The 18,471-nt window shown below is 30.0% G+C and carries 21 protein-coding genes and 1 pseudogene; 8 read left to right on the top strand and 14 right to left on the bottom strand.

The genetic code is table 11. The features are described from left to right. On the top strand, positions 1–846 hold the full coding sequence (gene argB / locus FBE96_RS01085; protein ID WP_002864194.1) for an acetylglutamate kinase: 846 nt from the start codon (positions 1–3) through the stop codon (positions 844–846). Between the two features lie 3 nt (positions 847–849). Beyond that, on the top strand, positions 850–2,037 hold the full coding sequence (locus FBE96_RS01090) for an aspartate aminotransferase family protein (protein WP_002864195.1): 1,188 nt from the start codon (positions 850–852) through the stop codon (positions 2,035–2,037). A gap of 19 nt (positions 2,038–2,056) precedes the next feature. Here the strand turns inward: FBE96_RS01090 and FBE96_RS01095 are convergent, their stop codons facing one another. Further along, a complete protein-coding gene (locus FBE96_RS01095) occupies positions 2,057–2,686 on the bottom strand; it encodes a protein-L-isoaspartate(D-aspartate) O-methyltransferase (protein WP_002851780.1) in 630 nt (209 codons plus the stop codon). An 88-nt stretch (positions 2,687–2,774) separates the two neighbouring features. On the opposite strand from FBE96_RS01095, the gene FBE96_RS01100 reads away from it, so the two are divergent. After that, complete coding sequence (locus FBE96_RS01100) at positions 2,775–3,323, top strand: gamma carbonic anhydrase family protein (protein WP_002851622.1); 549 nt, start codon at positions 2,775–2,777, stop codon at positions 3,321–3,323. Here the strand turns inward: FBE96_RS01100 and FBE96_RS01105 are convergent. From FBE96_RS01105 to FBE96_RS01135, 7 genes are all read right to left on the bottom strand, one after another. Beyond that, positions 3,292–4,665 (bottom strand): nicotinate phosphoribosyltransferase, encoded by a 1,374-nt coding sequence (locus FBE96_RS01105; RefSeq protein WP_072223289.1) that lies wholly within the window; start codon positions 4,663–4,665, stop codon positions 3,292–3,294. The genes FBE96_RS01100 and FBE96_RS01105 overlap by 32 nt on opposite strands. Next, positions 4,652–5,674: a ribonucleotide-diphosphate reductase subunit beta gene (locus tag FBE96_RS01110; RefSeq protein ID WP_002859397.1), complete on the bottom strand. Its 1,023-nt coding sequence runs from the start codon at positions 5,672–5,674 to the stop codon at positions 4,652–4,654. The genes FBE96_RS01105 and FBE96_RS01110 overlap by 14 nt, the downstream gene beginning before the upstream one ends. A gap of 2 nt (positions 5,675–5,676) precedes the next feature. After that, on the bottom strand, positions 5,677–6,099 hold the full coding sequence (locus tag FBE96_RS01115; RefSeq protein WP_002867136.1) for an RDD family protein: 423 nt from the start codon (positions 6,097–6,099) through the stop codon (positions 5,677–5,679). Beyond that, positions 6,100–6,708, bottom strand: coding sequence for an orotate phosphoribosyltransferase (gene pyrE, locus FBE96_RS01120; RefSeq protein WP_002867137.1), 609 nt, complete (start codon positions 6,706–6,708; stop codon positions 6,100–6,102). Positions 6,709–6,710: 2 nt separating this feature from the next. Continuing rightward, complete coding sequence (frr, locus tag FBE96_RS01125; protein ID WP_021137781.1) at positions 6,711–7,274, bottom strand: ribosome recycling factor; 564 nt, start codon at positions 7,272–7,274, stop codon at positions 6,711–6,713. A 9-nt stretch (positions 7,275–7,283) separates the two neighbouring features. Next, entirely contained in the window at positions 7,284–7,655 is a 372-nt protein-coding gene (gene secG / locus FBE96_RS01130; protein WP_002871843.1) for a preprotein translocase subunit SecG, read from the bottom strand. Positions 7,656–7,758: 103 nt separating this feature from the next. Next, positions 7,759–8,454: a Bax inhibitor-1/YccA family protein gene (locus tag FBE96_RS01135; RefSeq protein WP_002851668.1), complete on the bottom strand. Its 696-nt coding sequence runs from the start codon at positions 8,452–8,454 to the stop codon at positions 7,759–7,761. A 160-nt stretch (positions 8,455–8,614) separates the two neighbouring features. Between FBE96_RS01135 and FBE96_RS01140 the strand changes: the two genes are divergently transcribed. Then, the gene (locus FBE96_RS01140; protein WP_002859401.1) at positions 8,615–9,250 is read left to right on the top strand and encodes a carbonic anhydrase; all 636 of its coding nucleotides are present in this window, start codon (positions 8,615–8,617) and stop codon (positions 9,248–9,250) included. Continuing rightward, positions 9,247–11,130 carry a mechanosensitive ion channel family protein gene (locus tag FBE96_RS01145; RefSeq protein WP_002871842.1) on the top strand — a complete coding sequence of 628 codons (1,884 nt, stop codon included), beginning with the start codon at positions 9,247–9,249 and terminating at the stop codon, positions 11,128–11,130. Before FBE96_RS01140 ends, FBE96_RS01145 begins: the two co-directional genes overlap by 4 nt. A gap of 22 nt (positions 11,131–11,152) precedes the next feature. Here FBE96_RS01145 and FBE96_RS01150 read toward each other — a convergent pair whose 3' ends face one another. From FBE96_RS01150 to FBE96_RS01165, 4 genes are all read right to left on the bottom strand, one after another. Further along, positions 11,153–12,124: an iron-sulfur cluster assembly scaffold protein NifU gene (locus FBE96_RS01150; RefSeq protein ID WP_002840050.1), complete on the bottom strand. Its 972-nt coding sequence runs from the start codon at positions 12,122–12,124 to the stop codon at positions 11,153–11,155. Positions 12,125–12,133: 9 nt separating this feature from the next. Further along, entirely contained in the window at positions 12,134–13,315 is a 1,182-nt protein-coding gene (locus FBE96_RS01155) for a NifS family cysteine desulfurase (protein WP_002871841.1), read from the bottom strand. A gap of 177 nt (positions 13,316–13,492) precedes the next feature. Beyond that, positions 13,493–13,894 carry a bacteriohemerythrin gene (locus FBE96_RS01160; protein ID WP_002871840.1) on the bottom strand — a complete coding sequence of 134 codons (402 nt, stop codon included), beginning with the start codon at positions 13,892–13,894 and terminating at the stop codon, positions 13,493–13,495. A gap of 136 nt (positions 13,895–14,030) precedes the next feature. Then, positions 14,031–15,197, bottom strand: a complete 1,167-nt coding sequence (locus FBE96_RS01165) for a hypothetical protein (RefSeq protein WP_002871839.1) — start codon at positions 15,195–15,197, stop codon at positions 14,031–14,033. A 155-nt stretch (positions 15,198–15,352) separates the two neighbouring features. On the opposite strand from FBE96_RS01165, the gene rpmI reads away from it, so the two are divergent. Together rpmI and rplT are read left to right on the top strand one after the other, a co-directional pair. Continuing rightward, positions 15,353–15,544, top strand: a complete 192-nt coding sequence (rpmI, locus tag FBE96_RS01170) for a 50S ribosomal protein L35 (protein WP_002777995.1) — start codon at positions 15,353–15,355, stop codon at positions 15,542–15,544. A 93-nt stretch (positions 15,545–15,637) separates the two neighbouring features. Next, positions 15,638–15,991, top strand: coding sequence for a 50S ribosomal protein L20 (gene rplT, locus FBE96_RS01175; protein WP_002851731.1), 354 nt, complete (start codon positions 15,638–15,640; stop codon positions 15,989–15,991). A gap of 59 nt (positions 15,992–16,050) precedes the next feature. Here rplT and FBE96_RS01180 read toward each other — a convergent pair whose 3' ends face one another. Together FBE96_RS01180 and FBE96_RS08740 are read right to left on the bottom strand one after the other, a co-directional pair. Next, positions 16,051–16,533 carry an FIST C-terminal domain-containing protein gene (locus tag FBE96_RS01180; RefSeq protein ID WP_002871838.1) on the bottom strand — a complete coding sequence of 161 codons (483 nt, stop codon included), beginning with the start codon at positions 16,531–16,533 and terminating at the stop codon, positions 16,051–16,053. Positions 16,534–16,562: 29 nt separating this feature from the next. Beyond that, positions 16,563–17,128: pseudogene (locus tag FBE96_RS08740) on the bottom strand (FIST N-terminal domain-containing protein). Positions 17,129–17,608: 480 nt separating this feature from the next. Between FBE96_RS08740 and cheP the strand changes: the two are divergent. Further along, the gene (cheP, locus tag FBE96_RS01190; RefSeq protein WP_002851703.1) at positions 17,609–18,466 is read left to right on the top strand and encodes a cheVAW transcriptional regulator CheP; all 858 of its coding nucleotides are present in this window, start codon (positions 17,609–17,611) and stop codon (positions 18,464–18,466) included. Positions 18,467–18,471 lie beyond the last annotated feature (5 nt).

Consider the following 18,471-nt stretch of genomic DNA (forward strand, 5'->3'; position numbering starts at 1 on the left):
ATGATCATGCAAAAATATTTAGAAAAAGCTAATGTCTTAATCGAAGCTTTGCCTTATATACGCAAATTTAATTCTAAGATTATACTTATAAAATACGGCGGATCAGCTATGGAAAATGAAGAGCTAAAGCATTGTGTGATGCAAGATATAGCTCTTTTAAAACTCGTGGGTTTAAAGCCTATTATTGTACATGGTGGGGGAAAAGATATTTCTGCTATGTGTGAAAAATTAGGCGTAAAGAGTGAGTTTAAAAACGGTCTTAGGGTTAGTGATAAAGCCACTATTGAAGTAGCCAGCATGGTTTTAAATCATATCAATAAAAATTTAGTCCATAGTTTGCAAAATTTAGGAGTTAAAGCCATAGGGCTTTGTGGTAAAGATGGCGCGCTTTTAGAATGTGTGAAAAAAGATGAAAATTTAGCTTTTGTTGGCACGATACAAAAGGTAAATTCGAAAATTTTAGAAGAGCTTTTGGAAAAAGATTTTTTACCTATCATTGCTCCTATTGGCATGGATGAGAATTTTAATACTTATAATATCAACGCTGATGACGCAGCTTGTGCGATCGCTAAGGCTTTAAGGGCTGAAAAACTTGCTTTTTTAACTGATACTGCAGGGCTTTATGAGGATTTTAATGATAAAAATTCTTTAATTTCTAAAATCAGCCTTGAACAGGCTAAAATTTTAGCTCCTAAAATAGAAGGTGGTATGCATGTAAAATTAAAATCTTGCATTGATGCTTGTGAAAATGGAGTCAAAAAGGTACATATTTTAGATGGGCGTGTGAAACATTCTTTGTTGCTTGAGTTTTTTACCGATGAAGGTATAGGCACTTTGGTGGGTTAAAGGATGAAAATGGATTATAAAGAACAAAGTCATATTATCCCTACCTATAAGCGTTTTGATATAGTTTTAGAAAAAGGGCAGGGGGTTTATCTTTTTGACGATAAGGCTAAAAAATATCTTGATTTTTCAAGTGGCATAGGTGTTTGTGCTTTAGGATATAATCATGCTAAATTTAATGCTAAAATCAAAGCGCAAGTGGATAAGCTTTTGCATACTAGCAATTTATATTATAATGAAAATATAGCTGCTGCAGCTAAAAATTTAGCCAAAGCTAGTGCTTTAGAGCGTGTTTTTTTTACAAATTCTGGTACAGAAAGTATAGAAGGAGCGATGAAAACAGCTAGAAAATACGCCTTTAACAAAGGTGTTAAGGGTGGACAATTTATCGCTTTTAAGCATTCTTTTCATGGGCGTACTTTAGGGGCTTTATCGCTTACTGCTAATGAAAAATATCAAAAGCCTTTTAAACCTTTAATTTCAGGGGTTAAATTTGCAAAATATAATGATATTTCAAGCGTTGAAAAACTGGTGAATGAAAAAACTTGTGCCATTATCTTAGAAAGCGTGCAAGGAGAAGGTGGAATAAATCCTGCAAATAAAGATTTTTACAAAGCCTTAAGAAAGCTTTGCGATGAAAAAGATATATTATTAATCGCTGATGAAATTCAATGTGGCATGGGTAGAAGTGGAAAATTTTTTGCCTATGAGCACGCACAAATTTTGCCTGATATCATGACTTCAGCTAAGGCCTTAGGTTGTGGGCTTAGTGTGGGTGCTTTTGTAATAAATCAAAAGGTAGCAAGCAATTCTTTAGAAGCAGGTGATCATGGTAGTACTTATGGTGGAAATCCTTTAGTTTGTGCAGGAGTGAATGCGGTTTTTGAAATTTTTAAAGAAGAAAAAATTTTAGAAAATGTCAATAAACTCACGCCTTATTTAGAGCAAAGTTTAGATGAGTTGATAAATGAATTTGATTTTTGTAAAAAACGCAAAGGCTTAGGGTTTATGCAAGGGCTGAGTCTTGATAAAAGTGTAAAAGTAGCTAAGGTCATTCAAAAATGTCAAGAAAATGCACTTTTATTAATAAGTTGCGGGGAGAATGATTTGAGATTTTTACCTCCTTTGATTTTACAAAAAGAACATATTGATGAAATGAGTGAAAAGTTAAGAAAGGCTCTAAAGAGTTTTTAATAAATTTTGTAAAAAAAGTTTATTCTTTCCCATCTACTATAGGCACAAATAAACATTCTTCTAAAATTTCTTTTTGTAAATTTGTGCCATTTTTTCTAAGGCGTGTGATGAATTGTTTGCCATTGTGTAAAATAGGAGCGACTAAAATACCGTCATCGCTTAATTGATCAAGTAAAATTTCAGGAATTTGTGTCGCATAAGCAGAAAATAAAATCCTATCATAAGGAGCATAATTTTTCCAGCCATTTTGTCCATCATCAAATTTTACATTGATATTAAAAAGTTCTAATTCTCTGAAAGTTTGAGCGGCTTTTTTGGCTAAATTTTCTATGCGTTCTATGGTAAAAACACGCCTTATGACTTTGCTTAAAATCGCAGCTTGATAGCCACTTCCACAACCTATCTCTAAAATACTATCAGCATTTTTAAAATCTAAAGCCATAGTCATTTTAGCTACAGTTAAAGGTGAACTAATCCATTGAGAATTTGCTAAAGGCAAAGCATCAAGGCGATAAGCATGGGCTTTTAAAGGAGAAAAAATTTCACGTGGAATTTGACAAAAAGCATTAAAAAGTTCTTCATTGATAAAAACTTTTTGTGCAATTTCTTCAGCCATATTTTGACATCTTTTTTGTTCAAATGCGTTCATTACTTCTCCTATAAATTTAAATAAAAATTGTAACTAAAAAAGTTGAAATAGAGTTAAACTTAGCTATACTTAAATAAAAAGGAAAAAAATGCTTATAAAATTTAAAAATCATAGTCCCAAACTAGGTCAAAATGTTTTTGTTGCAGAGGGCGCTAAAATCATAGGAGAAATAGAAATAGGAGATGAAAGTAGTATTTGGTTTAATTGTGTTTTAAGAGCCGATGTTAATTTTATAAAAATTGGCAAAAGAACCAATATTCAAGATCTTAGCACAGTTCATGTTTGGCATAGGGAATTTGATGAAAAAGGAAAGTTAAAAGATGCTGGTTTTCCTACAATAATAGGAGATGATGTAACTATAGGACATAATTGCGTTATCCATGCTTGTGTGATAAAAAATCGTGTTTTAATCGGAATGAATGCTGTTATCATGGATAATGCTTTGATAGAAGAAGATAGCATAGTGGGTGCTGGAAGCGTTGTAACAAAGGGTAAAAAATTTCCGCCACGCTCTTTGATACTTGGAAATCCTGCAAAATTTGTGCGTGAATTAAACGATGAAGAAGTCAGCTTTCTAAAACAATCCGCTTTAAATTATGTGGATTTTAAAAACGAGTTTTTAAAAGATCTTCAGTGATATTTTGAAGTTTAGGCGAGAGTTTTACTTCAAATTTCACAAAACGATCAAGATCTAAAAAACTCTCATCGAGTTTTGAAATTTGCTCTTTTGTATAATCTTGAATAGTATTTAAAGATGACTTTTTAAGAAGTCTTTTTTCTTTGTAGACTAATTCTAAAAGTTCTTTGCGTTCTAAATTTTCATCTTGATTTGGGTTTTCGTCAAAAACATAAAGTTCATCAAAAAGGATTTTTTGCGTGTTTTTATCATAAACTCTAAAAAGCTTTTTAAAATGAGGTAGGGTTGATTTTTCGTTATTTTCGCTGATTTTGATTTTAGGTTTTATGCCTTGATCTTCTAAGGCTGCGAGTTTATAAACGCAACTAAAAATAGGGTCACTTGAAGCAGTGATCAATCTTTCACCTACACCAAAGATATCAATAGGTGCATTTTGTTCTTTGAGTTTTTTAATGCTCCATTCATCAAGTGCGTTAGAAACTATGATTTTACATTTTTGAAGTCCTGCTTGATCAAGCTCTTGTCTGATTTTCAAACTCAACTCAAGTAAATTTCCAGAATCTATTCTCACGCCGCCTTCTTGAATACCAAATTCTTTAAAAACTTTAATCGCATTTTTAAGTCCGCTATTTAGACAATCATAAGTATCAATCAAAAAAACAGGATTTTTTGGATAAATTTTCACATAAGCTTTAAAAGCTTCAAGTTCATTTTCAAACATTTGCACCCAAGAATGTGCCATAGTTCCATTGATAGGGATATTATAAATTTTTCCTGCTAAAGTACAAGCACTTCCTATGCAACCTCCTATAAAAGCTGCTCTTGCTCCTTTTAAGGCTGCTTCACTTCCTTGTGCTCTGCGTGAACCAAATTCTAAAATTTTACTGTCTTTAGCTGCACGCACGATACGATTGGTTTTGGTAGCAATAAGGCTTTGGTGGTTTAAACTTAAAAGTAAAAAAGTTTCTAAAAGCTGTGCTTCTATGGTTGTAGCTTTAACGCAAAGTAAAGGTTCGTTTGGAAAAATCACTTCTCCTTCACGCATAGCATAAATTTCACCCTTAAATTTAAAGTTAGCTAAAAAATCTAAAAATTTTGTATCAAAAATACCTTGTTTTCTTAAAAATTCTATATCTTCTGTATCAAAACTCAAATTTTCAACAAAGTCTAAAATATCTTCAAGACCTGCAAAAATAGCAAAAGAACCTGAATCTGGAATTTTTCTAAAAAATATATCAAAATAACAAATTTGATCTTTTTTATTGTTTTTGAAATAGCCTTGAGACATTGTAAATTCATAAAAATCACAAAGTAAGGCTAAAGAAGTTTTAGAAGTCATCAAAGCTTATACTACCCTTAGAATAATTCGTTACTTTACTTTCAAAGAAATTGCTCTTTTGATCGTTAAATTTTGAAAAATCATCTACCCATTTAATAGGATGTTTTGCATTATATAACTTATCTAAATTGATCGCACTTAATCTTTGATCTACAAGATAATGGATATATTCTTCTATGATATCATCAGTAAAGCCCATGATTTGATTTTGAGTGATGTATTTACCCCATTTGATCTCAAGATCTCCAGCTTTTTTAAACATATCATAAATTTTATTGATATTTTCATCATGGAATAAATCAGGTCTTTCTTTGCGTACTGAATTGATCATATTTTGAAATAATAAAAGATGTGTGATTTCATCTCTTTGGATAAAGCGGATCATTTGTGCTGAACCTAGCATTTTTCCTGCACGTGCAAGTGCGTAAATAGCAGTAAAACCACTATAAAAATATACTCCTTCTAAAATTTGATTTGCTACCATAGCCAAAAGAAGTTTATTATCATCTACATCGCCTGCTAATTCTTCATAAATGCTTGAAATAAAGTCATTTTTTTCACGCAAAGTTTCATCATGCTTTTCCATTTCATAAATCAAATCTGTATTATCGCAAATCGCTTCTACCATAACAGCGTAAGATTTTGAATGGTTTGCCTCTTCATAAGCTTGGCGTGCCAAAACCGCATTGATTTCAGGAGCTGTGATGTAAGGGTTGATATTATCTGCTAAATTATTGGTTTGAAAACTATCCATAGAAATAAGCTGACTCCAAACCAAATCATACATTCTTTTTTCACCTACAGTTAAATTACAGCGATAATCAAGTGCATCTTTAGTTGTATCCACTTCTTTTGGAAACCAAGTATTTGCCTCCATTAAATCCCAAAGTTTTAAAGCCCAGGTATATTTTGCCTTAGTGAAATTTAAAATTCCATGTGGGTTACCATCAAAAATTTTACGATCTCCTAGGGTTTCGTTTGAGTTTGGATTGTAAATTCTTTTTCTTTGCATTTTTAACCTTTCTTTATGCTTTTAGTAGCTATACAACTTTGAGTTAAAATATCGTGTAAATTTAAACGATCTTTTCTTACAAAACTGACAAATAAACCAAAGAGTAAGCCAAAACTTATAATAAATATCACATATCTTAGTAAAATTCTAAGAAAACTTAGTTTCTTTCCCGTTTTTATATCAATAAGATATAAATCATATGCTTTAAGACCTGGGCTTTGTGCCTTTTTTGTTAAAAAAATAGCTTGAATCAAGCCAAATAAAAAAGTACATAAAGTTGTGATAAAATGGTTGTTTAAAAAAGCTTCTTTAGAGCCTAATAGAAAATAAAATAAATACAAAATAGGAATATAAATAAGAAAAATATCTATAAGCAAAGCTCTAAATCTTAGCCATCTAGAGCTAATTTTTGCTTTAGTTTTCATTTAATTTCCACGACTTCCTGGTTTTATAGCTTTACTCCCTTTTTTACAAAGTGGACAATTTGTTTCATCGTAAATTTCAAATTCAAAATTTCCTAGAGTAAAGAGTGGTAAATTTTCAGGTAATTTCGCATTATCTTTTCTTGGAGATTTTAAATTTTCTACTGCACAAAAACCACGATTTGCCAATGCTGCAAAACCTACAACAATGCCACCTAAACTTTCAATGATTTTTGCACTCTCTAAAGCACTACCACCTGTAGTAATGATATCTTCACAAATTATAAATTTTTCACTCTTTTTTACCTCAAAACCACGTCTTAAAGTCATTTCTTTATTTACTCTTTCGGTAAAGATAAAACGTTTACTACAAGCTCTTGCAAGCTCATAACCTGCTAAAATTCCACCTAAAGCAGGAGAACAAATGCTATCAAATTCTATCTTATAGCTTGTAATAATCTTTGCAAGTTCATCACAAAGTTTTGCTGCTAATTTTGGATCCTCTAAAACTTTTGCACTTTGAAGATAAAATTGCGAATGTTTACCTGAACTTAGTAAAAAATGCCCTTCTAAATAAGCACCACAATCTTTATAAATTTGCTCTAAATTCATCGTTAAACCTTTAAAAGTTCACTTTCTTTGTTTTTTACACTCTCATCAATTTTTGTTGTATAGGTGTCGGTAAGTTTTTGCACTTCATCATAAGCTTTTTTTGCTTCATCTTCGCTTATTGCCTTATCTTTTTCTAGTTTTTTAACTGCATCGTTGGCATCTTTGCGTATATTTCTTATAGAAACTTTTGCCTTTTCACCCATAGCTTTAGCTTGTTTTACATTTTCTTCTCTTTGCTCTCTAGTCATCGGAGGGAAAAATAATTTTACACTTTCGCCGTCATTGTTTGGATTTACACCGATATTTGCAGCTGCAATAGCGCTTTCTATGGTTTTTAGTAAAGGTTTTTCCCAAGGAGTGATGCTAATAGTTGAAGCATCACTTGCTAAAACAGTTGCTACTTGATTTAAAGGAGTTTGAGTTCCATAATAATCCACTGTAATATGATCTAAAATATGGGTATTAACTTTTCCAGTTCTTAAAGTGGTGAAGTCTTTTTTTAAGGCTTCTAAAGATTTTTCACTTTGGGTTTTTTGTTTGTTAAAAATTTCATTTAGCATTATCATTTCCTTTAATTATTTACTTGAATTAACATCGCTTGGAAGTTGTGGTGCACTTGGAGCGATAGAATTTGTGTTGGGGGTAGCAGGCACAATAGGAGCACTTGGAATAGTAGTATTGTTGTTTTCTACTTTAATTTTCTCTGCTAGAGAGTCTTTGCTAGCTTTATTGTATAAATAACCAAGACCAATAGTATTTGCAATAAGTAAAATTCCCATAACAAAGGTAAATTTTGCCAAAAATCCAGCTGGTCCTTTGGCGCCAAATAAACTTTCATTGCTTCCACTATAAGTTCCAAGTCCTATACTTGAACTTTTTTGAAGTAAAACTGCTATACAAATAACTACAACGATGATAAATTGTAAAATGATTAAAAGAGTGATCATTGAAAATTCCTAAAAGTTAATTTTTAAATGATTATTTTAGCTAAATAAAACTTGAAAAGTTTTGAAACTTGAAAAGTTTTTGTGAGAAAAATCCCACAAAAATTTATCTGCTATTGAAGCTTCTTAAGATATTAAGTAAAGATACGAAAAGATTAACAAAATCAAGATAAAGTGCTACTGCACCTTCGATTGGAGTTTCATAATTTCCGCGGATAATATTTTGCGTATCATAAAGAATGTAAAATGAAAATAATATTGCAGCTACTGCTGAAATAGCTAGATTAACTATACTGCTTTGGAAGAAAAGGTTTAGTAAAGATGCTGCTACAATAACGATTAATACTATAAATAAAGCTTTACCCATAACGGTAAAATCTTTTTTTGTATTCATAGCAAATACACTAAGTCCTGCAAAAGCAACTGTTGTTAAAGCAAAAGCTTGAGCGATGATAATTCCTCCAGCTGGTAGAGCTAACACTGAAATAAGCAAAGGTGTAAGCGTTAAACCTGAGCAGAAAGTAAAACCAAAAAGCAAAACAAGATTTAATGGAGCCTCTCTTTTTTTCCATTGCAAAGCAAATAAAAGTCCGATTTCAACAGCAAAAAGGATCCAAAAAGTTACTTGTGATTGTATAAAAAATGATGCTAAAGCAAAAATTCCTACATACGCACCTACTGTTGCAGCTAATAATGAAGCAGCAAAAAGTTGATAAGTTTGTTTAATAAAAATACTTAATTCGCTTGAGCGTGTATTTTCAAATTCTTTTGATCTTGAGTAGTCTCTATCATAAAGACTCATAAAATTCTCCTTGCAAAATTGTTAGATTTTTTAAAATCTTGAGCGAAATCTAACATATTAGACTAAATAAAAAGTTAATTTATATAATATCTTTATGATTAAATGAAATCTTTGCTGAAATTTTGTTATAATTTCAAGATTTTAGTTTCAGGTTGGTTTTATGGAAAATCTTATTAGTGGTGCGATTAAGTTTATGCAAGAAGACTTTAAGGAGCATGAAGAACTTTTTGAAAGTCTAAAAAATAAGCAAAATCCCCATACTCTTTTTATAGGTTGTTCTGATTCTAGAGTAATTCCAAATTTGATCACCAATACGGGTCCAGGTGAGCTTTTTGTAATACGAAATATTGCAAATATAGTTCCACCTTATCGCATTGGGGAAGATTACTTAGCGACAACTTCAGCAATAGAGTATGCTTTAAATTCATTGCATATTAAAAATATCGTCGTTTGTGGCCATAGTAATTGTGGAGGTTGTAATGCTCTTTATTATTCTGATGAAGAGTTAAATAAAATTCCTAATGTGAAAAAATGGCTTACTATGTTAGATCCGATAAAAAAAGATGTAATGATTTTTGCAAGAGACGATTTGGCTATGCGTTCATGGCTTACAGAAAAATTAAATTTAGTAAATTCTTTGCAAAATATACTTACTTATCCAGGCGTGCAAGAAGCTTTAGATGAAGGAAAAATAGAAGTACATGCTTGGTATTATATTATAGAGACAGGTGAAATTTATGAGTATGATTTTAAAGCAAAAATTTTTACTTTAATACAGGATAGGAAAGTTCAATGAAAAAAATTATTTTTAGTTTATGTTTTTTTATTTTATACCTTGGAGCACAAGAATTTAAATTTATTGATGCAAATATGAGTAAAGAGGATGAAGGAATTTATGCTTTAGTTGAAAAATATGTTGATCTTAACAATCAAATTAAAGAATTTAAGAAAAACAATGATGAAAATTCAAGCACTTTTAATGGTATTTTAAGTGAATTTGAAAAAGACAAAAAGACTATTTTAGCAAAAATACCCGATATGATAGTAGGACAAAAGATTAATGAAGAGGCAGTGGCTAGATTTTTAAAAGCAAAAGAAAAATTACTAGATGTTCAAAAAAAGAATATTAATAAGCCTTATATTTATACAGATGCCACTCTTAATCTAGTTTATTTTAATATTGTGGAAAGTTTTTATTCTTCTTTGTTTGAAGTGGAAAAACTTTTTAAAAATACAGCAAGCAGTGAAGATTTGATTGCTACTGTTGATAAGGCAATGGAAAATTTACAAAATTCTTCTAATGTTAATTTAGATAGTTTTAAAAGCAAAATTACAAATTCAGAAGAATTAGAAAAAATTACCCTAAAAGAAAGATATATCAGTAATGCTGTAGATTCTTATTCTGAAATTCTTAAGTATTTACGCTCAAATGCAGATTTGCTTGAAAGTAATTATATTTTTTCATTACTCGAGCTTCAAGTTTGGATAGATCGTATAAATGAGGCAATTGGGGTAAGTTTTGTTAATATCGGAAAAATAGTAATTTCTGCTTTGGTTTTAGTATTTTTTATATCTTTAAGACGTTTTTTTGCAAATATAGTATATTTTTTCCTTGTTCAGTTTTTTTATAGAAATAAAAATGATGTAGATGATATTAAAGTCATTTTTATTGAGAATATTAAAAAACCCGTAGGCTTCTTGTTGATTGTCTATGCTATTTCTCTTTGTCTTACTATAGCAACTTATCCTGCACCTTTGAGTGTAAATTTAAGTAATTTTTTTCATATAGTTTATGCAGTTTTAATTGCATGGCTTATTTTAAGAATGCTTGATGGTTATGGCGTGGTATTGGTTTCTAAACTTGCTCAAAAAAGTGGAAAAAAAGAAGTTGTAAATTTAATTATTAAAATTTTATATTTTGTCATTATTATTATAGCTTTATTATATATTCTTGCTCAACTTGGTTTTAATATTTCGGCTATTATTGCATCTTTGGGAATTGGTGGTTTAGCTGTTGCTTTAGCGGCGAAAGATATCATTGCAAATTTCTTTGCTTCTATACTCTTACTTTTTGATAATAGCTTTAATCAAGGAGATTGGGTAGAGGTTTCAGGCATAGAAGGAACCGTGGTTGAAACAGGACTTAGAAAAACTACTATTAGAACTTTTGATAATTGTCTTGTATTTTTACCAAATTCAACTATTATGGGAGCTAATATCAAAAATTGGAGCAAAAGACGCATGGGTCGCCATGTTAGAATGTATTTGGGTGTTGGTTATGATGCTACTCCTGAAAAACTAGAACAATGTGTAAAAGATCTAAGAGAATTTTTGCATACAAGTGATTTAGTAGCTCACGATGAGGATAGCGCATTAAAATATGGCGATCATACAACAAAATATCGTCAAAATCTTGTATCTATTAATGATTTAGAAGGCTATAAAAATGCTTGTTATGTGGCTTTAAGTGAATTTGCAGATAGTAGTATTAATATAGAGCTTTATTTTTATATCAAAGAAATAGGTGGAAAAGATTTTAGAGAAGCTAGACAAAGTTTAATGCTTGAGTTTATGCGTATAATTGAAAAAAATGGTTTAACCTTTGCTTTCCCAAGTCGTAGTATTTATATAGAAAATTTACCACCCCTTGATTTGCAAGCAAAAGCTATAAAATAGCAAGATTTTATCTTGCTATTTTTTAAACCGGCATAACGCGTATATTTGGACTTAATTCTTCTTGTAAAATTGTTTCAATAGCATAAAGTGTTGCACCACTTCCACTAGAACAACCACTACAAGCACCAAGATAACGAATATAAACATCAATTGCTGCACCTTCAGCCTTTTGTATATCAATCACTTCCAAATCTCCACCATCATTATGAAGCATAGGGCGAATTTCAGCATCTAAAACACTTTCAACTGCTTTTAATTGTCCCACTACGGTCATTTCATCAAAAGCTACATCACTTTTCATTGTATTTTTGAGTTTTTCTCTATCTATTTCAGCTCTAGTTTCAGCTAAAATATCTACAAGGTAATAATCTCTTTTTTCATGTCCGCCTGGTTTGATACAGGATTTACAAAAAGCACCCGCTTTAGTATATTGTGTGATTTCTTCTACGCTATGCAAATCATTAAGTTTAATCACTTCTTTAATAGTTCCAAGACTTACCCTAGCGCACTCGCAAACTATAATTTGATCTTCAAAATCTTCAGGACTTATACCTTTATAATGCGCTGCTGCTTGTTTGATTACATCATAAGCCATAACCGAACAGTGCATTTTTTGAGGTGGAACAGCTGGAGTTTCTGGATTATCACGCATAGCAAATTCCACATCTAAATTTGTGATTTTTACTGCTTCATCTACAGTTTTTCCTATACAAAGATCCACCATAGTATCACTACTTGCTATAGCTGTACCACAACCAAAACTTTTAAATTTTGCATCGATAATTTTATCAGTTTTTTCATCTACAAGCCAAAAAAGTCTTACCGCATCGCCGCAACTTTCTGCACCAAAATCAGCTACGATCAATTTTGCATTGCGTGCTTTAGCATCTTCTTCACTAAATTCTCCCATATGTTGAGGATTATTCATTCTATCTTGAACTTTTTGTGAATACTCATCCCAAATGGATCCACCAATTAAACTATTTTTTCCCATTTTTCATCCTTATTTGTAATTATTTGGATTATAAGCATAAGTACAAGAAATTGCTCTTAATCTCTGTGTTGCATTTTTAATTTGTTTTGCTGCATAATCAATTTCTTCTTCAGTGTTAAAACGTGACAAAGAAAGCCTTAAAGCTGTATGCGCTAAATCATGCTCCGCACCGATAGCTTCCATAATAGGATTGCTTTCTAAAGCTTCACTTGCACAGGCTGAGCCCGTACTTGCAGCTATACCATTTTTATTTAAATCCCAAAGCATTGCTTCGCCTTCAACTCCTTTAATACTTGCTAAGATTGTATTAGGCACACGGTGTTCTCTTTTTCCAACCACTGTTGTATCAGGCAAGGCTAAAATTTGATCTTCTAGTTTATCTCTTAAACGGCGTATATGAGAATCTTCAAAATCAAGCATAGTATTTGCAATACGCAAAGCCTCGCCCATAGCCACTATGTAAGGTACATTTAAAGTTCCGCTTCTACGACCACCCATGTGTTCTCCACCGTGTAAAAGTGGGGTAAGTTTAAGTCCTTTTTTTATAAAAAGTCCACCCACACCCTTTGGTCCATGAAATTTATGTGCCGAAAATGAAGCAAAATCAACTCCTACTTGAGTTAAATTAACCTTTATTTTACCTACTGCTTGAGTAGCATCTGTATGAAAAAGAGCACCAAATTCATGCGCAAGTTCTGCCATCGCTTTAATATCAAAAATCATACCTGTTTCATTATTTGCCCACATAACACTTACAAGTGCTGTTTTATCGCTAATCACTTTGCGCAAATCTTCTACAGTAGAAACTCCTTCTTCGTTTACAGGAAGTTCTATGACTTTTACTCCAAGACTTTTTAAAAAATAAGCAGCAGCAGCAACAGCAGGGTGTTCTACACTAGAAATAATCACTTCATTGCGCTCTCTATCTAAAATATAATCAAAATACACACCCTTAAGCACCCAGTTAATGCTTTCTGTCGCACAGGAGGTTATAACTATGTCATCTAAGTCATTTGCTCCAAGCCCTGCATAAAGTTTATCTAAAGCTTCTCTTAAAGCAGGATGTGTTGCGCTTCCATATTGATGAAGGCTATTTGGATTTCCATATATATCCTTTAAAAAAGGTAGCATCAACTCATAAGCATTAGGATCAAGCATTGTCGTTGCGTTGTTATCTAAATATACTTTCACTTTAAAATCCTTAATTTATCCTTAATTTTAATTAGGATATTTTTTATCTTTATTTGAAAACGGATAATAACAAAAATTTATAAAAATTAGGTTAAAAATTATAACAAAAATAAAATGCTAAAGTAAAATTTTAAAGTGAAATATTTTGTGAATTTTATATAGCAAAAATGAGAAATACTATTTCTTAAATTTTTCTTCGTAATACTTTACTATTTTTGAATCTTCTTTGGCTGTATGTTTAAAGATAAAATCTTGAACAACGAGATTTAATTTTTCGGTCATTATATTTACAAATTTAGCTTCACTGATGATAATTTCTTCAATTTCTAAGATAATTTTTCTATGAATTCTTGTATGATGGTTGATATAAGGATATCCTATTTCTCTCATAAAGGCTTCTTCATCTGAAAAATGTCTATTGATCATTATCAACAACTCTCTTAAGACAATTTTTAATTCTTTTGTTCCAACATGACATTGGTTCATTAAAGAGAGTTTTTTAGAAATTTCAAAAAGTTCTTTATGTTGATGATCTAAAAGATCATTATTCATTGAAATAATTTTTTCATTATAAGTCATGGTTTTGAGTATTTTTATATTTATATTTTTCGAGAGCGGATTATAATGCTATAATACTTAAAATTTTATTAATTAATTATATAAAAATTATTATTATTAAAGTATTTATAATTTATATATTTTTTAAAAAATTATTTTAAACCATCACAGACATATAAGAGTTTAAAATTTTATTTATATTTGCTTGTTTTTGACGACGATCTAAAAAATTTTCTATAGAGCTAGAACGTAGTTGATTTGCTTCTTCTAATCTTTGCGTATCTTGACTTTGATTTTGATATTGTTTTTTAAGAGCATCAAAATCATTGCGATTTTGATCGATATAAATTTGAAATATTGAACTTGAATTTGCAAATTCTCTTAAATCCATATCTTTTTGGTAGTTAATATATTGTTGAAAAAATACAGATAGTTTGTCTTGAGTACTTGTTTTTTTATCTACGCCATTAACATAAAGATAAAGATCAAAACTCATCTTTTTTTCATTTTCTTTTTTGATGTAATCTTCTATATCTGTTTCGCCCTTGAGAATTTTTTGTAAATTTTGATGAGAGCTTAGTTCTAAAGTGGCAGGTTTCATAAAAAAGTTAAATTCTTTTTCGTTTTGAGTTTTTATATCATGGTAGATAAAATTCATTAAAAGACCAGATTTTGATACTTCTGCATTTTTAGTTAAATAAGGTTTTAAAATTTCATTAGAAGAAGTATTTTCTATGGCTTTATCAAAATGAAAATTAGTTATTTTATTATCTAACATTAAAGTATTTAAATTTGTGATATTACTTAATGCCAAATCAATTTCTTCTTGATTGTTGTAAATTCTTGAAATTTGGCCTAAAAATTCTCCATTATCTGTTGAAAAACCTGATGATAGTTTTGAAATAAGATCGCGACTTAAATAAGCATTATCATCTTGTAAAAATTCTGAATTTATAGATTTTAATGAACTATGATAGCTATTTAAAAGATAAGGTAGATCAATTTTATTGTAGTTTAAATTTTCGTCTTGTTTTGCGAGTTCTTTTGCTATGCTTCTAACGCTTTTAATGTTGATATTATAAGATTCTGGTATATTTGCAATTTTATTTAAATCTTTATCAAAAAAACCTTCTTCATTGATTCTAAATCCAAATTCACTAGCATAAGTGGTATTGTTAAAAATATAACTTAATTGTTCTAAGCTATTTTCATTTCCTTCTTGATCTAAGGCTTTGCTATCTTTAATCAAATTTAGAGCAGAGCTATTCTGCAAAGGATTAGATAAGGTTAAATTTTGATATGGATTTGCCGAATTTATAGTCATTTTAAATCTTTCCAAAATATTGCTGATTTTTTATAAGCAAAAGGTGTGCCAAGTTTTTTAAAAATTAAATTCAGTCAAAAATTAGAAAAAATTTGATAGTATTTAGCTTTTCTTTTAATTTGAAAAATAAAAATTTATCTAAATAAGGAAAGCGTATGCCAAAGATGAAAAGCGTTAAAAGCGCAGTTAAACGCTTCAAAGTAGGTAAAAATAAAATCAAAAGAGGCTCAGCTTTTAGAAGTCATATTTTGACTAAAAAACCTGCAAAAAGAATGCGTGATCTTCGCACAGCTAAATATGTGCATAGCACAAATGTAAAAGCTGTTGAAAAAATGCTAGGAATTTAAGTTTTTGACTAAAAGTCATTCAAACTCCCCTCTGAGATAAAATTTCAAGGGCAAGCTCCAAATTTGGACGCCACTTTATGAAAGGAAATAAAAATGGCAAGAGTAAAAACAGGTGTTGTTAGACGCCGCAGACATAAAAAAGTTTTAAAATTAGCGCGTGGTTTTTATAGTGGACGCCGCAAACATTTTAGAAAGGCAAAAGAACAATTAGAAAGAAGTCTAGTCTATGCTTATCGTGATAGACGCCGTAAAAAAAGAGACTTCCGTCGTCTTTGGATTGTGCGTATCAATGCTGCTTGCAGACTTAATGATTTAAGTTATTCAAGATTTATCAATGGTCTTAAAAAAGCAGGCATTGAACTTGATAGAAAAATTCTAGCAGATTTAGCTATGAATGATGCTGCTGCTTTTGCAAAAATTGCAGAGGCCGCAAAAAAAGCACTTTGATTTTTTAGTGTAAGAATTTCAAGATTTTTGATTTCTTGAAATTCTTAATTTTTTTAGTATTAATTTAGTTTAGCTAGAACATCTTCATAACATTTGAGTTGATTTAAGATTATTTTATTAATCTCATTTGTCATTTCTAGTTTTTGAGCTCTTATATTAAGATAATAGTATTTAAAATCGCTGTATTTTTGTATGAAAGTTTTTAAATATCTAGATTTGAAATCATTAAAATTTTCAACTTCATAAAAAAATATTGCCACTAAACTTTTTGCAATTCCCACTCCATAAATTTCTCCAAAACTAGAAAAACCAACTATAGGAAAGTCATTAAAATGGATTTGATTTAAATGTTCTTTGTTGTGAAGCCTCCTTAAGATACAATCGTTAAAAATTACTCCTAGTGGTTTTGGTTTATTAAGAGAAAATTTTTCATAATCTTTTTTTATAGCTTCAATAAAATTTGTTTTTTTAAGCAAGCATAATTCTTGAGTGCTTTCTATATCACAATAACTAAATAATGTTTTATTTGGGTTGATTTCCATAGGGGAAATAAGATAGTCTTCTCCAATTTTTAAAGCAAAAGTATATTCTTACATTTTATTTTTAAGTTCTTCAAAAGTGCAGTTAAAATAATTACATAAAGCTTCAACCGCGTTGATGGATTGAAAGGTTTTTTATCAATAAATTCGCGTATAGTTTTATCATATAAACTTGCATCAAGTATAGTAAAGGTGATATTGCTTTGAGGATTAAAATTTTGAGATTTCATTAAATCAAAACGGTATTTAGGTTTAAATTGAACATGTATGCTTAAAGCTTGATTTTTAATATTTCTCCGTTATAAAATATAAATACTCCGCTAAAGTCCATGTTTCCGCTAGATCCACCCCCTACTAAAGCACAAGGATAGGGATTGTGTTTGTATAAAAGTTCTAAAAGAGAACTTTCGCTTTGACTTAAACCATCATAAATTAAATAATGCAAAGTATTTATGCAGTGTGCTTCAAAAGGTACATTTATAGATAAAACTTCTTTTTCTATCAGTTTTTTTCTTTCTGTATAATCTTTTATATCACTAAAAAGCTTGATTTTATTTGTGTAAAGATTTTCTATCATATCTTCACTAAAAAGTATCAAGCTTATTCCTTGGATATTTTGTTTATAAGGACTGTTTTCAATGTTTGAGTTAGAATCAAGGTTGCATAATAAATCAGTAGCACTGCTTAAGATGATATCACATTGCTCATTTATAGAATTTTGAATCTTATTTCCTATGATCGCTAGATTAAGTTGATTGACACAAAGCCTATAATTAATTTTGGCTTGATGTTTATTTTTTTTAATTTTTCTTCAAGTTCATTTTATTGAAGATATAGAGCTTCTAAAACTTTTTTACTTCTTCTTTTTTGTTGAGCTTTTATTTTTAAAATTAAAAAAACATCAATTTAACTCCATTAAAACTATTTTTTAATTACTAGTTAACTAAATCAAGACACCATAAATTCGGCATTTATTTGTAATTTTTATTACACCTTAAGTTATAAAAAATGCAATAAGTAAATTAAAATTTAGATATAATTGCAAATTATAATAATATTAATTAAGGATAAATTAAATATGATTGGAGATATGAATGAGCTTTTATTAAAAAGCGTTGAAGTATTGCCACCTTTACCTGATACTGTAAGTAAGTTAAGAAAATATGTGAGCGAGGCTAATTCAAATATAGAAACTATGAAAGTTGCTGAAATCATTTCAAGCGATCCGTTGATGACGGCTAAGCTTTTGCAATTAGCAAATTCTCCTTATTATGGTTTTACAAGAGAAATTACAACCATAAATCAAGTGATTACTTTATTAGGTGTTGGTAATATCATCAATATAGTTATGGCTGACTCCATTAGAGATAATTTTAAAATAGACGTTTCACCTTATGGTTTAAATACTCAAAATTTTTTAAAAACGTGCAATGAAGAGGCAACTTTTATCGCAAATTGGCTTAATGATGAAGATAAAAAACTTTCTCATCTTTTAGTTCCTTGTGCAATGCTTTTAAGGCTTGGTATTGTTATTTTTTCAAATTTTCTTATACAAAATCATAAGGATAAGGATTTTTTAGCTTTTTTAAATAAAAATGAAAATCTTGCTTTAGCGGAGAATGAATTTTTAGGCGTAGATCATATTTCTTTCTTGGGATTTTTGTTACATCGTTGGAATTTTGATGATGTTTTGATTGAAAGTATATGTTTTGTTCGCACTCCTCATGCTGCTCGCGAAAAAGTGAAAAAATCCGCTTATGCTTTAGCAATAACAGATCATCTTTTTGCTCCGCATGATGGCTCTTCTCCATTTAACGCAAAAGCTGCAGTTGCTTTACTTAAAGAGGCAAAAACTCAAGGAATTAATTTTGATTTAAACAATCTTTTATCTAAGCTTCCTAACAAAGCTAAGGAAAATTTAAACAAAGAAGATTAAAGAGC

The organism is Campylobacter sp. CFSAN093241 (assembly GCF_012889595.1).
Taxonomy (GTDB): Bacteria; Campylobacterota; Campylobacteria; order Campylobacterales; family Campylobacteraceae; genus Campylobacter_D; species Campylobacter_D jejuni.

Bases quoted from the DNA above. Each gene is read 5' to 3' on its own strand.
- argB (WP_002864194.1), top strand. From the start codon at position 1: ATGATCATGCAAAAATATTTAGAAAAAGCTAATGTCTTAATCGAAGCT.
- FBE96_RS01090 (WP_002864195.1), top strand. From the start codon at position 850: ATGAAAATGGATTATAAAGAACAAAGTCATATTATCCCTACCTATAAG.
- FBE96_RS01095 (WP_002851780.1), bottom strand. From the start codon at position 2,686: ATGAACGCATTTGAACAAAAAAGATGTCAAAATATGGCTGAAGAAATT.
- FBE96_RS01100 (WP_002851622.1), top strand. From the start codon at position 2,775: ATGCTTATAAAATTTAAAAATCATAGTCCCAAACTAGGTCAAAATGTT.
- FBE96_RS01110 (WP_002859397.1), bottom strand. From the start codon at position 5,674: ATGCAAAGAAAAAGAATTTACAATCCAAACTCAAACGAAACCCTAGGA.
- FBE96_RS01115 (WP_002867136.1), bottom strand. From the start codon at position 6,099: ATGAAAACTAAAGCAAAAATTAGCTCTAGATGGCTAAGATTTAGAGCT.
- pyrE (WP_002867137.1), bottom strand. From the start codon at position 6,708: ATGAATTTAGAGCAAATTTATAAAGATTGTGGTGCTTATTTAGAAGGG.
- frr (WP_021137781.1), bottom strand. From the start codon at position 7,274: ATGATAATGCTAAATGAAATTTTTAACAAACAAAAAACCCAAAGTGAA.
- secG (WP_002871843.1), bottom strand. From the start codon at position 7,655: ATGATCACTCTTTTAATCATTTTACAATTTATCATCGTTGTAGTTATT.
- FBE96_RS01135 (WP_002851668.1), bottom strand. From the start codon at position 8,454: ATGAGTCTTTATGATAGAGACTACTCAAGATCAAAAGAATTTGAAAAT.
- FBE96_RS01140 (WP_002859401.1), top strand. From the start codon at position 8,615: ATGGAAAATCTTATTAGTGGTGCGATTAAGTTTATGCAAGAAGACTTT.
- FBE96_RS01145 (WP_002871842.1), top strand. From the start codon at position 9,247: ATGAAAAAAATTATTTTTAGTTTATGTTTTTTTATTTTATACCTTGGA.
- FBE96_RS01150 (WP_002840050.1), bottom strand. From the start codon at position 12,124: ATGGGAAAAAATAGTTTAATTGGTGGATCCATTTGGGATGAGTATTCA.
- FBE96_RS01160 (WP_002871840.1), bottom strand. From the start codon at position 13,894: ATGACTTATAATGAAAAAATTATTTCAATGAATAATGATCTTTTAGAT.
- FBE96_RS01165 (WP_002871839.1), bottom strand. From the start codon at position 15,197: ATGACTATAAATTCGGCAAATCCATATCAAAATTTAACCTTATCTAAT.
- rpmI (WP_002777995.1), top strand. From the start codon at position 15,353: ATGCCAAAGATGAAAAGCGTTAAAAGCGCAGTTAAACGCTTCAAAGTA.
- rplT (WP_002851731.1), top strand. From the start codon at position 15,638: ATGGCAAGAGTAAAAACAGGTGTTGTTAGACGCCGCAGACATAAAAAA.
- FBE96_RS01180 (WP_002871838.1), bottom strand. From the start codon at position 16,533: ATGGAAATCAACCCAAATAAAACATTATTTAGTTATTGTGATATAGAA.
- cheP (WP_002851703.1), top strand. From the start codon at position 17,609: ATGATTGGAGATATGAATGAGCTTTTATTAAAAAGCGTTGAAGTATTG.